Source organism: Spiroplasma endosymbiont of Atherix ibis (genome assembly GCF_964020005.1).
GTDB lineage: Bacteria > Bacillota_I > Bacilli_A > Mycoplasmatales > Mycoplasmataceae > Spiroplasma_A.
The window spans coordinates 473,402-486,221 of record NZ_OZ026474.1 but is presented as its reverse complement, the minus strand read 5'-3'; the positions used below and the strand labels follow the sequence as shown (position 1 = coordinate 486,221).

Annotated in this window: 14 protein-coding genes; 2 read left to right on the top strand and 12 right to left on the bottom strand. The window is 22.4% G+C overall.

Annotated elements, in window-relative coordinates:
- Window positions 1-172 precede the first annotated feature (172 nt).
- The 4 genes from aspS to AACK92_RS05815 all read right to left on the bottom strand — a co-directional run bounded on the left by aspS (window position 173) and on the right by AACK92_RS05815 (window position 4,360).
- The gene (gene aspS / locus AACK92_RS02650) at window positions 173-1,891 is read right to left on the bottom strand and encodes an aspartate--tRNA ligase (RefSeq protein ID WP_339021670.1); all 1,719 of its coding nucleotides are present in this window, start codon (window positions 1,889-1,891) and stop codon (window positions 173-175) included.
- A gap of 3 nt (window positions 1,892-1,894) precedes the next feature.
- The gene (gene hisS / locus AACK92_RS02645; protein ID WP_339021669.1) at window positions 1,895-3,130 is read right to left on the bottom strand and encodes a histidine--tRNA ligase; all 1,236 of its coding nucleotides are present in this window, start codon (window positions 3,128-3,130) and stop codon (window positions 1,895-1,897) included.
- A 369-nt stretch (window positions 3,131-3,499) separates the two neighbouring features.
- Complete coding sequence (locus tag AACK92_RS02640; RefSeq protein ID WP_339021667.1) at window positions 3,500-4,201, bottom strand: hypothetical protein; 702 nt, start codon at window positions 4,199-4,201, stop codon at window positions 3,500-3,502.
- Window positions 4,202-4,210: 9 nt separating this feature from the next.
- Complete coding sequence (locus AACK92_RS05815) at window positions 4,211-4,360, bottom strand: hypothetical protein (RefSeq protein WP_422397885.1); 150 nt, start codon at window positions 4,358-4,360, stop codon at window positions 4,211-4,213.
- 477 nt (window positions 4,361-4,837) lie between these two features.
- Between AACK92_RS05815 and AACK92_RS02635 the strand changes: the two genes are divergently transcribed.
- Both AACK92_RS02635 and AACK92_RS02630 read left to right on the top strand, forming a co-directional pair.
- Window positions 4,838-5,008: a hypothetical protein gene (locus AACK92_RS02635; protein ID WP_339021665.1), complete on the top strand. Its 171-nt coding sequence runs from the start codon at window positions 4,838-4,840 to the stop codon at window positions 5,006-5,008.
- Window positions 4,987-5,877: an IS3 family transposase gene (locus AACK92_RS02630; protein WP_339021664.1), complete on the top strand. Its 891-nt coding sequence runs from the start codon at window positions 4,987-4,989 to the stop codon at window positions 5,875-5,877. The genes AACK92_RS02635 and AACK92_RS02630 overlap by 22 nt, the downstream gene beginning before the upstream one ends.
- 84 nt (window positions 5,878-5,961) lie before the next feature.
- On the opposite strand, the gene AACK92_RS02625 is transcribed toward AACK92_RS02630, so the two are convergent.
- The 8 genes from AACK92_RS02625 to AACK92_RS02590 all read right to left on the bottom strand — a co-directional run bounded on the left by AACK92_RS02625 (window position 5,962) and on the right by AACK92_RS02590 (window position 12,809).
- On the bottom strand, window positions 5,962-6,195 hold the full coding sequence (locus AACK92_RS02625; protein ID WP_339021663.1) for a hypothetical protein: 234 nt from the start codon (window positions 6,193-6,195) through the stop codon (window positions 5,962-5,964).
- A gap of 137 nt (window positions 6,196-6,332) precedes the next feature.
- The gene (locus tag AACK92_RS02620) at window positions 6,333-6,524 is read right to left on the bottom strand and encodes a hypothetical protein (protein WP_339021661.1); all 192 of its coding nucleotides are present in this window, start codon (window positions 6,522-6,524) and stop codon (window positions 6,333-6,335) included.
- Between the two features lie 331 nt (window positions 6,525-6,855).
- Window positions 6,856-7,488 carry a hypothetical protein gene (locus AACK92_RS02615; RefSeq protein WP_339021660.1) on the bottom strand — a complete coding sequence of 211 codons (633 nt, stop codon included), beginning with the start codon at window positions 7,486-7,488 and terminating at the stop codon, window positions 6,856-6,858.
- Window positions 7,489-7,561: 73 nt separating this feature from the next.
- A complete protein-coding gene (locus AACK92_RS02610) occupies window positions 7,562-7,948 on the bottom strand; it encodes a lipoprotein (protein ID WP_339021658.1) in 387 nt (128 codons plus the stop codon).
- 2 nt (window positions 7,949-7,950) lie between these two features.
- Window positions 7,951-9,645 carry a hypothetical protein gene (locus tag AACK92_RS02605; protein ID WP_339021657.1) on the bottom strand — a complete coding sequence of 565 codons (1,695 nt, stop codon included), beginning with the start codon at window positions 9,643-9,645 and terminating at the stop codon, window positions 7,951-7,953.
- A 647-nt stretch (window positions 9,646-10,292) separates the two neighbouring features.
- The gene (locus AACK92_RS02600; RefSeq protein ID WP_339021655.1) at window positions 10,293-10,730 is read right to left on the bottom strand and encodes a hypothetical protein; all 438 of its coding nucleotides are present in this window, start codon (window positions 10,728-10,730) and stop codon (window positions 10,293-10,295) included.
- A gap of 147 nt (window positions 10,731-10,877) precedes the next feature.
- Window positions 10,878-11,990 (bottom strand): hypothetical protein, encoded by a 1,113-nt coding sequence (locus tag AACK92_RS02595; protein ID WP_339021654.1) that lies wholly within the window; start codon window positions 11,988-11,990, stop codon window positions 10,878-10,880.
- Between the two features lie 159 nt (window positions 11,991-12,149).
- Window positions 12,150-12,809 (bottom strand): Vmc-like lipoprotein signal peptide domain-containing protein, encoded by a 660-nt coding sequence (locus tag AACK92_RS02590; RefSeq protein ID WP_339021653.1) that lies wholly within the window; start codon window positions 12,807-12,809, stop codon window positions 12,150-12,152.
- Between the last annotated feature and the right edge of the window lie 11 nt (window positions 12,810-12,820).

The following is a 12,820-nucleotide window of genomic DNA, read 5'->3' as shown; positions in this document are numbered from 1 at the left end:
ATATAATGTTCAAAATTAAACAATAAAACAGAACAATATAATTAAGGAAAAAAAATATAAGCAAAATAAAAAAATCTTAGTGAAATAATAAGTCACTAAGATCATTAAAATCAACTTATAATATTATATTTTTAGATCATTTAAGAAATAATCTTATAAAATAGGTTAAAAGTTACTTTATTTTAATATTTAATTCTTCTAATTGTTGATTTGCAACTATATCTGGAGCATTTGTCATTGGATCAACTCCTGATGAATTTTTTGGAAATGCAATAACTTCTCTAATATTTTCTGATCCAGTTAATAACATACAGATTCTATCTAAACCAAGAGCACAACCTGCATGATAAGGTGCACCATATTTATAAGCATTAACAAATCATCCAAAATTTGTCTCAATTTCTTCTTTTGATAAACCAACTGCATCAAACATTCTTTGTTGTAGTGAAGGGTCTGTAATTCTTTGACTTCCCCCTCCAATTTCAAAACCATTTAAAACAATATCATATGCTTTTGCAAGAGCATCTTGTTTATTAGAATCAAAAGTTTCTAATGAATCATCTGCAGGCATTGTAAAGGGATGATGAGCTGCAACATATCTATTTTCTTCTTGTGAAAATTCAAATAATGGAAAATCAACTATTCAAGCTAATTTCATATCTTCTCAATTTAATAGATTTAAAATTTTTGCAACTCTATTTCTAATTGAACCCATTGCTTGACTTGCTTTATAATATTCTTCAACAACAAATAAAATTGTTGAAGAAGTTTTAATATTAAATTCTTTGATTAAACTTGCTTTTTCTTGATCTGATAATTTTGAACCAATTGAACCAGTTCATTCATTAGAATCATATTTTGCAAAAGCTAAAATATTGACACTATTTTGTTTTGCAACTTCAGTTAAATCTTCTAAATCTTTTTTATTTAATAAATAATCAATACAAATTGCTCTAATTGATTTATTTTCTAAATTAGAAAATAATGGTATTTGTGTAGATTTAAAAATATCATTTAATGTATGAATTTCAAAACCAAATCTTAAATCAGGCTTATCATTTCCATATTTGTCCATTGAATCATGTCAAGTAATTTTTTGAACTGGTTCTTTAATATTAATTCCTTTAATTTCTAATATTACTTTTTTAATTAAAGCTTCAATTGTTTGCATAACATCATTTGCATCTGAAAATGACATTTCCATATCCAATTGTGTAAATTCTGGTTGTCTGTCAATTCTTAAATCTTCATCTCTAAAACATTTAACAATTTGAAAATATCTATCTAAACCAGATATCATAAACAATTGTTTATATAGTTGAGGTGATTGAGGCAAAGCATAAAATTTTCCTTGGTTTAATCTAGAAGGAACTAAAAAGTCTCTTGCTCCTTCTGGAGTTGATTTACCAAAAATTGGAGTTTCTATTTCAATAAAGTCTTTTTCAATAAAGAAGTTTCTAATTACATGATTCATTTTACTTCTTATAATTAAATTACTTTGCATTTCAGCTCTTCTTAAGTCTAAATATCTATAAGTTAATCTTGTATCTTCTTGAGATTCAATTCCATCTTTAATTTCAAAAGGAGTTAATTCAGATTTATTAATTAAAGTTATTTTACTTACTTTAATTTCAATTTCTCCTGTTTTAAGATCTAAGTTTTTTGATTTTCTTTCAATAACTTTTCCTTCAACTTCTAAAACATATTCTGATTTAACATTTTCTAAACTAATTGATTCATCAATTACTAATTGAGTTATTCCATATCTATCTCTTAAATCAATAAAATTCATTGCTCCCATTTTTCTAATTTTTGCAAGTCATCCTTGCAAAATTACATTTTCATTTACATTTTTTAAAGTAAGTTGACCACATGTATGTGTACGTTTCATTTTCTATTCTCCCATTATTAAATCTACTATTTTTTCAAAAGTTACTTTTTTCTCTTCTTTTGTTATTTGTTTTTTTACAATAACAACATTTTCTTTTAATTCATTATCTCCAATAATAATAATATTTTTTGCATTTAGTTTTTCAGATTGTTTAAAAGCTGATTTCATACTTCTGTTCATAAAATCAAAATCTACTTTTAATCCTGACTTTCTTAACATTAAAAGTAAAATATTTGAAAATTGTTTTGCTTTTTCACTTAATCCAATAATATATGCATCTAAACTAGCTGGTTGAGAAATATAGATTTCTTCTTCTTGAAGTGCTATTAAAATTCGCTCCATTCCAAGAGCAAAACCAGTTGCAGGTAAATCAACATTTCCAAGTTGATTTACAAGTTCATCATATCTTCCGCCACCAAGTAATGTTGATCCATTTTTGTCTTTTACTTCATAAACAAAACTATTATAGTAATCTAAACCTCTAACAAGTAATTTATCTATAACTGGTTTTATTCCTATATTTTTTAAATTTAATATTAGATTTTCAAAGTATTTTTTATCTTGATCTGATAAATAATCTTTCATATCAATAACATCACTAAATTGTTTTGAATCAATTTTGCAATCCAAAACTCTTAAAGGGTTTGTTTCAATTCTTTTTTTACAATCATCACAAAGTTTTTTTGGTTTTAAGTATTTTTTTAAATCTTCAATATATTTTTTTCTTTGTTCACCATTAACTAAATAATTTAAGTGTATTGTGTGATTGTCTAATCCTATTGTATTTAGAATAGTAGATGATAAACAAATAATTTCACTATCAATTTCAGCTGTTTTTGGACCAAAAACTTCAACTCCAAATTGATTAAATTGTCTGTTTCTTCCAGCTTGAGGTCTTTCATATCTGAACATAGAACCAAAATAAAATAATTTCAAAGGTAAGTTTTCATTAATATACATTTTATTTTCTAAGATAGCTCTAACTGTTGGAGCAGTTCCTTCAGCTCTTAAAGCTAATTCCCTATCTTTTCTATCTTTAAAAGTATACATTTCTTTAGAAACAATATCTGTTTCTTGTCCAACTCCTCTTTTAAAAAGTTCTAAACTTTCAAAAATAGGTGTTTTAATTTCATTATAGTTAAATGAATCAACTATTTGTCTAATTATTACTTCTAAAGCAAAGTATTCTTTTACTTTTAAGTCAACTAAATCCTCTGTTCCTCTTGGTTTTTGTATCATTTTTTTCACCTCTAACCATAATATTTTACACTTTTTTTCAATTGGAATAAATAAAAGCCCAAGATTACTTTTTTTGTAATAAATAAAATATTAAAAAAGGTTGAAACTAAATTAAAATAGTTTCAACCTTTTAAAGAATAAAATGTATTAAACAATATCTACTTTTATATAAATTCTATCATTACGTTCTCATTTTTAATTATTTGGACCTAATATTCTATAACCATCACTATAATGTTTTTCTTCATCTTTATTATTATCATTATTATCAAACTTAGGACCAAAACTATAATTTTTAAAAGCTTAGTTTTGAATTTCTTTATAATCTAGATAATGTTTTTCAACTTTCTTATCATAAAATGAAGACATTTATATACCAATTTGTCTTTTTTTACCATTTTTATTTTCAATAAAATCTGAAAACTTAAAGTTGGCATTTAAAATTCTTAAATTTAAATGTTGATCATTTTCATTATTAATAATAGAGTTTTTTTCATTAAAAATTTCTTCTACTTTTAAATCTGGAGAATTTAATTGTTCTTTATTTTCTTCAAAAAATTCTTTTATTCACTTACTTAAATTAGTTGTTACATATCCAATAAAATAATCAACATAAAATAAAGTTAAACCTAAATACATTTCTTTTCCACTATTTGTTTTAACTTTAACTACATTACTTGATCAATATTTTGAACATTTAAATACTTGTTTTGCTGTTGGTGATAAAATTCCAAAATATATTGAAAAAGCATTTTTACCTCTTCATTTTGGTTGCATTTCATTTGTCATTTCTGAACCATAAACAGATAATAAATTATTCCTATCCTTAGAACGAGATTTTTTTACTTCTTCTTTAGTTTTTCCAATGTAAAATCCAGACATTAATTCAATTCCAAATGGTTTTTCATAACTTACATCAGTTGGTAATAAACTATTATAAAAATAATTTATTTTACTATTTTCTACATTATCTTTTGAAATAACTCTTTCATAGTTATTTCCATTTTCTGTACCAGATCATATTTTAAAATGATTTTCTTTTGAAATAATTTTTATATCTACATTATCCATTTCTTCAAATTATAAATTTCCTAATCTTTGAATAATATCTTCATCAGATCATTTTGTTTTATTTTCTTTTGATGGTGTCGTTGTAACTGGATCTTGACAAGATACAACTGTAGCTGAAGTTGAACCTATTAAACTTACAACTCCAAGTACTGCTAGTAATTTTTTAATCTTTATTTTCTCCCTACTATACTATCATTATAGATTTTTTCTGCCAAAATTCTAGTATTTATTTTAGAACTTCACTCATAATTAGCTGATTTATTATTTATCATTGTTGAATATATTTTATAAATAATGAACTCTTCTGAAATTGAATTTATTAAATAAGATTGATTTTTATAAATTTCTAAAGCACTTTGGTAATCTTTATAATATACTCATTTACCAGTATTTAATTTAAATTTAAATATAATATATCTTCCATCACTTATTAAATTTTCTCAATCTTTTTCTTGATCTAGACTGAGTTGAAAAAAGTAGGCATTAAAATTTATGTAAAATATTTAAAAGGAAGAAAAAAATATGGCAAAACTTGGTCAAAAATTTAGTAAATATAGTGAATAATTTAAAGTAGATGTAATACTTTATGCAAATGAAAACGTTGTAACAAAAGCTTATAAAAAATATAAAGTGCCAATGGGAACAATTGGAACCTGACAATCAATCTATAGAACAGATAATAATTTATGCATTAATACAAAATCTAAAGAAGATAAATCAGAATTAGAAAATTTGAAGGAGAAATATGAATCCTTAAAAAAGTCTTTAACCTCATGAGAAACTACATGTCTAAAGAGGAAAAAATAAATTTTATTAAATCAAGAGATTATAAAACAACAATTAAGGAACTACTCGAGTTACTAAATTTAAAAAAATCCTATTGAGATAAATATAAAAATCATTGTTTCATAGATAAAAAAAATAAATTTGATTATATAAAATACGATATTTTAAAAGTATTTAATGATAATAGAAAGCAATTTGGATATAGGCAAGTTTCAAAAGAACTATCTCATAAATATTCAACATATATAATTCGAAAAGTAATGCGAGAAAATAAAATTATAGCTAGATTTGCTAAAAATCAATTAAAAAAAGCAAATAAAAGAAAACTACAAAATTCAAATGTAGAATATCCAGATCTTGTTCAAAGAAAATATAGTGCTGTCAAAGAAAAATACAAAATTTTATATACAGATATTACTTATTTAATTTGAAAAGGAAAGAAAGCTTATAAATCAACAATAATCGATGGATTCACAAAAGAAGTTATTTCATCAGATATTTCTTATAAAATGTCTGCAAAATTTGTAATTGCTACTTTAAAAAGAGCAATTAATGTTATTAAAAAAATAAAAGATCCGAGTGGAATAATTATTCACTCAGATCACGGAGTTCAATACACAAGCAAAACGTGAAAAACTGTTTGTGATTCGAACAATTTAATTATATCAATAGGAGCGAAAAAAACATGTGCAGATAACATTGTTATTGAAAGTTATCACTCTTTACTTAAAAAAGGAACAATTCATAATAACAAATATGAATCACTTGAACATTATATAACTGATGTTATTGAATGAGATAAATGATATAACTCAAAAAAATCTCAAAATAGTTTTTTAAATATAGAATGAAAAAATAAAGATGTCTTTTATGGCACAATAACTATATAAATAAAAAAAATAGGCATAAATATGCCTACTCACTTCAACTCACTTTAATCTTTTAAATTTATAGATTCATTTTTATGAATATATTTATAACTTAGCTCTATTTGTTTTTTTAACTCAACAATAACTTCATTTTCATTTTTTATTGAAAAAAAACATTTTTCCATTTATATTATAAATTTCATAACCTTTTCTTAAAATTTGTAAAGAATTTTGAAACATTATTTCTTTTGCTGCATTAGGATTTGAAGCCATATTTTCTTTTAACTGATCTGAATACTTACTAAAATTTTTACTTTTATTATTATCAACATAGTACATTCTTTGAATTCTTATTCCATTATTATTTTTATCATTTTCTAAAAAATAAAAATTTTCTTTTCATTTTTTAAAACTTATAGTAAATTCTACATCTCCAATATTTAAAGTTAAGTTTTCATTTTTGTTTTCTATTGGTTTTAATATCTGACTTTGAAAAAATAATTGACTTGAGGTCTTTCATATTTGAACATTGAACCAAAATAAAATAATTTCAAAAGTAAGTTTTTATTAATATACATTTTATTTTCTAAGATAGTTCTAATTGTTAAAACAGTTCCTTCAGCTCTTAAAGCTAATTCCCTATCTTTTCTATCTTTAAAAATATACATTTCTTTAGAAACAATATATGTTTCTTGTTCAACTCCTCTTTTAAAAAATTATAAACTTTCAAAAATAGATGTTTTAATTTCATTAAAGTTAAATTAATCAACTATTTGTCTAATTATTACTTCTAAAGCAAAGTGTTCTCTTACTTTTAAGTCAACTAATTCCTCTGTTCCTCTTGGTTTTTATATCTTTTTTTACCTCTAACCATAATATTTTACACTTTTTTCAATTGGAATAAATAAAAGCCCAAGATTACTTTTTGTAATAAATAAACTATTAAAAAAGGTAGAAACTAACTTAAAATAGTTTCTACCTTTTAAAGAATAAATTATATTAAACAATATCTATTTTTATATAAATTTTATCATTACCCTCTCATTTTTCATTATTTGGACCAAATATTCTATAACCACCATTATAATGCTTTTCTTTATCTTTATTATCATTATCATCTCAATCACTGCCAAATCTATAATTTTTAAAAGCTGAATTTTGAATTTCTTTATAATGTGAATAATGTTTTTGAACTTTCTTTGAGTAAAATGATCTCATCATTGTATCAATCGAATATTCTTCACCAGTTTCATCTTTCATAAAATCTTTAAAATTAAATTTAGCATTTAAAATTTTTAAATTTAAATGTTGATTATTTTCATCTCTAATAATAGAGTTTTTCTCATTAAAAATTTCTTCTACTTTTAAATCTGGAGAATTTAATTGTTCTTTATTTTCTTCAAAAAACTCTTTTATTAAGTTACTTAAATTAGTTGTTACATATCCTATAAAATAATCAACATAATATGAAGATAAACCTAAATATATTTTTTTTCCACTATTTGTTTTAACTTGCACTACATTACTTGATCAAAATTCTGAACATTCAAATACTTTTTTAGCTGCTGATGATGGTATTGAAAGTCCAAAATATATTGAAAAATCATTTTTACCTCTTCATTTTGATTGCATTTCATTTGTCATTTCTGAGCCAAAAACAGATACTTCATTATAGATATCCTTAGAACGAGATTTTTTTTACTTCTTATTTAGTTTTTCCAATATAAAATCCAGACATTAATTCAATTCCAAAAGGTTTTTCATAACTTACATCAGTTGGCAATAAACTATTATAAAAATAATTTATTTTACTATTTTCTACGTTGTCTTTTGAAATAACTCTTTCATATTTATTTCCATTCTCTGTACCAGATCATATTTTAAAATGATTTTCTTTTGAAATCATTTTTATATCTCCATTATCCATTTCTTCAAATTCTAAATTTCCCAGTCTTTGAAGAATATCTTCATCAGATCATTTTGTTTTAATTTTAGGTGGCTTTGTCGTAACTTGTTCTTGACAAGATACAACTGTAGCTGAAGTTGAACCTACCAAGCTTACAACTCCAAGTATTGATAATAATTTTTTCATTTTTATTTTCTCCCTACTATACTATCATTATAGATTTTTTCCGCCAAAATTCTAGTATTTATTTTAGAACTTCACTCATAATTAACTAATTTATTATTTATCATTGTTGAATATATTTTATAAATAATGAACTCTTCTGAAATTGAATTTATTAAAGAAGATTGATTTTTATAAATTTCTAAAGCACTTTGGTAATCTTTATAATATACTCATTTACCAGTATTTAATTTAAATTTAAATATAGTATATCTTCCATCACTAATTAGATTTTCTCAATCCTTTTCTTGATCTTTTAAATTTATAGATTCATTTTTATGAATATATTTATAACTTAGCTCTATTTGTTTTTTTAACTCAGTAATAACTTCACTTTCATTTTTTCTTGAAAAAAACATTTTTCCATTTATATCATAAATTTCATAACCTTTTCTTAAAATTTGTAAATAATTTTGAAACATTATTTCTTTTGCTGCATTAGGATTTGAAGCCATATTTTCTTTTAACTGATCTGAATACTTACTAAAATCTTTACTTTTATTATTATCAACATAGTACATTCTTTGAATTCTTATTCCATTATTATTTTTATCATTTTCTAAAAAATAAAAATTTTCTTTTCAATTTTTAAAAGTTGTAGTAAATTCTACATCTCCAATATTTAAAGTTAAGTTTTCATTTTTGTTTTCTATTGGTTTTAATATCTGACTTTGAAATTTTAATTGACTTTCATGAAATGAATACTGATATTTAGTTTCTTTATTATCTAATGTAGAACCATACATTAAATCATCAAATATTGGCGAATTAGATATATCAGTATTATATAAATTTTGTTTTAATTTATCAAAAAGAATACTAAATAATACTTTTTTATAGTATTCTTTATAGTTTTGAGAATTTTTTAAACTTGATAATTCTTTTAGAGTACCCTGTATATCTTTTCCTAATTGCTTATTAAAAATATTTTTTCCTTTAAAATCAGTACTTTCTAATTCATTTATTTTAAAAAGTACATCTAATTTATTTATAAAAACATTATTTTCAAATTTAAGTTTGTAATTATCTTCATTTATTTCACTCTCATCAATTTTAATATTTTCAGGATTTGTATCATTATATCCTCCAGCTCCACATTTATCATCGTTTGTTTCTAATGCTATTTTAATTTTTTCCCTTTCCCTTCCTTTTTCCTTTCCTGATCTATAAAACTCAAAGTCATGTCATTGTCTTCTATCATTTCAAAGTACACATCAATTACTTACTAAATGACTAGTTCATCTTCCTCTAGTTTTTAAGTTATTTATAAAATCTTGAAGTTCAATTTGCTCTCTTGCAAAATCAGAAACAGAGATTTTTAATTGTTTTTTGTTATTTAGTAAAGTTAAGTTAACTCCCTCAAAACTATTTTCCATTATTTCAAATCAATGTCCACTAGGAGCATCTAGTGTAATTGAATAATTAAAAGTAATATCTATAATCTCATTTGTTTGATTTAAAAAATAAGATCAAAAATTATCATAAAAGTAGTCATTAAAATAATCCTTTTTAAATCTAAATGAATTTTCTAAAGGATTTTGTTTCATTGTATTTTTTAAAGGTCCTTGATTAACTTCATACATTAAACCATCTTTGTCATATTTTGTTTTAAATGCATCATAATAATATCCTTTATGCAATTTTGTTTGAAGATCTTTCATATCATTTTTATTAAATGCATTATAATAAAATCCATTGTAATAATAAAATAAAGATTGTTTAATTGTAAAATTATTTTTTTGAAAAGCATTTTTTGCTTCAAACTCTGAATCAAATCAATCAATTGAGTCATAAGAGTATTTTGGTCTTATTAACTCTTTATTTATATAACTGTCTAATGCTCTATCTTGAACAGATTTTGTTTCTTCATTAATAGGGTCTTTATAACATCCTGTACTTTGACCAAGTAAACATGAAGGTAAAACAGCTTTACCTAATGCATTTTTATAAACTTTTACAAAATCATTTCAACTAGTTCCATATATTTTATTAGGATCAAGTTCATTTGTTGAATAGTTTTTAATAATTTTATTTGGATTAGAAGAGGTTGTTTCTTGTAAAATTGGATTTTTTAAAAATTCTTGTGAAAGTATTGAATTTTTATCTCTATATTGCTTACCTTGATAGTTATAAATAAATTCTGAGCCAGTAGTTTTAGAATTTAATTTTAAATCTTTTTCAATTTCATTAATTTGAAATTCAGCTTTTTCATTATAAGTTTTTTTTGCATTTTGTCCTAAAGTAGTTGATATTACTCCAGCACTTGTAGAAAAAAATGCTATAAAAGATAATAAAAATTTTGTTTTTATTAATTTAACCTCCCTGCATTAGAATTGTCAATTTCTTTTAAATTTGAATATAAATATTCAATATAATCTGTTTTATTTGATAAAAATTTATTATTTAATCAAAATTGTTCAACTTCTATTTCAATTAAATTATTTTTGAAGTTTAGCAATTTCATAATATAGTACATTAAATTAGTTTTATCTTTAAAATAATATTTTATTCCATAAAAATCAAAGTAATAAATTTTAGTTTGTTTAAAATCAAGATTATATAATTCATCATATTTATTTTTACCTTCAATAAGTTCAGAAAATGATACTTTTTTATTACTATAGTCAATTGTTGAAATTACATAATTTTGTGCTTCTTGATAAGAATTAAAATATCTATATTCATTGTTACTAAATAAATATCTATAAAATATTTGATATTCTTCTTTTTCCATTTTATTTAACATGCTATTAAGAGCTTGTTGTTCATTATCAAATTTTCCTCCAAAAAAATCTGTATATTTTTCTTTAATTTTTGAATTATTTAAATAATATTCTAATAATTGATTTACAAGAATATCTTTATTTTCATTTCTGTAATTAACATCTTGAGATTAAAAATATATCTTTTTTCCAGTTTTTAAAGTATCTTCAATTATATTTCTTTTTAATTGTAAAACTGCATTATCATATGTTGGAAAATATCTTCCCTCATATAAATACATGTCATTTTTAATAGGTTTTTTTAATTGAGTTACTCTAAAAATTTCAGATGGATCAAATTTTTTAGAAGAAAGAATAAAATTAGTCATTTGATATTCCAATTTTTGATGAGTATCTGGTATTTGGAATTGATAAGTTTTTGTACTAGATACGGGAATTAAAGAAAGAATTTCAATAACAACTGAAGTTATTATTAAAGCTTTTTGAGCTTTAGCAGATAAATTAAGTATATCTGTTACATATTCTTTAAATGCACCCTTATTTTTTTGAACTTTTTTAACAATATCTTTAACTAATTGATTAAGTTCCTTTTGTGCAAAATTCATACCTTCATCTGCTAATACTTTAATTACATATCTAATTTCAAATGAATCTTTTCTTGAAGTGATAAACTTATTGAATTGACTTCTATTAACTAAAAAATCTGTTATGTATGTTGCATCATCTTTACCTATTTTTTCAACAAAATATGTTAATTCTTTATTAGAATTAAATTTTAAAAAGAAATTATAATAAATTTCATTAACTTTTTGATTATATTCTCTAGTGATATTTGAAAATCTAAAAGCTTCTCTCATTTGATATAAGTAAATTGAACATAATTCATAATAATTCAAAGTATTTATATTTTTTAAACTATTAATAGCAGTATTTGAATTTGCAATTAAACCATACTTATTTATTAGATTTTTAAAATTATACATTTCTTTTTCTAAACCAAATCCTCCAAAAATATTTTTAATTGTAAGAGATTCTCGTTCTTTAAATCTATATTCTAACTTAATTAAATCTCTAGGTAAATTAATATCCATAGTTAATATAAATATTAACTGTTCTACTATACAAGCAATTAATGAACTAATTAAACCAAATAATGCATCTTTTGAACTAGTAGTTTTTGAACTTTTTAATTCTCAATTATTTTTATTTAAAATAAGTTCTTCAATATTTGCACTTGATTCAATAATTGAATCACCTGTATATAAACCATCATTTTCATCCAATTGTTAAAGATGATAAAGACCTGGTGAACTATAAACTTTATTTATTTTTGATAGATCACTTTCTGTTGGTTTTATAACTGATAAGTCATTAATTTGACTATAAAGAAATTTGTCTCCACTTTTTGTTGTATATTATACTTGTAATGAATTTTCTATTTGTTATTCTAAACCTTCTTTTGTATAAGCTAAATTACCATACTTATACAATTCTTTGGATGGAAGAGTATTATTATTTAGAAAATTTGAATAATAATACTCTTCCAAATCGAATTTATTTTCAAATTTTTTACCATTTGAGTAATAAACTTTCTCTATTTTATCTGTATAACTTTTTTCAACAGCTGTTGTTGCTAATTCATCATTACTTTCAGAAATAGCAATACCATTTGCATCTCTATAAACTTTTTTCTCATAATTTTGATCTCTTAAAACTTCAGGATAAAGTTTAACTAATGAATCCATTAAATACTTATCTACATTTTTGTTAGTCACTATTTCTTTTATTTCAAAAGATTTATTAATGTAATCAAAGGTTTCTTGAAAATTATTGAAATTATTTTCTCCTATTAAAAGTTGATTATAAATATCTTGATACTTTTGAGATTTAACTCCACTTTCTTTATTATATAAAAAATAATTTATTGCATCTTGCTTTGAATCAAATTTATTATTAAATAATTCATAATATAAATTATTTAATGGATTTTTTCAATCACTTTCATTATTAATATTATTAGTGCAAGCTACTACCATTGAAGTTGAACTTGCTGATATTGCTAAAATTCCTAATGCGGATAATATTTTTTTAATATTTACCACCCTCTCTATTT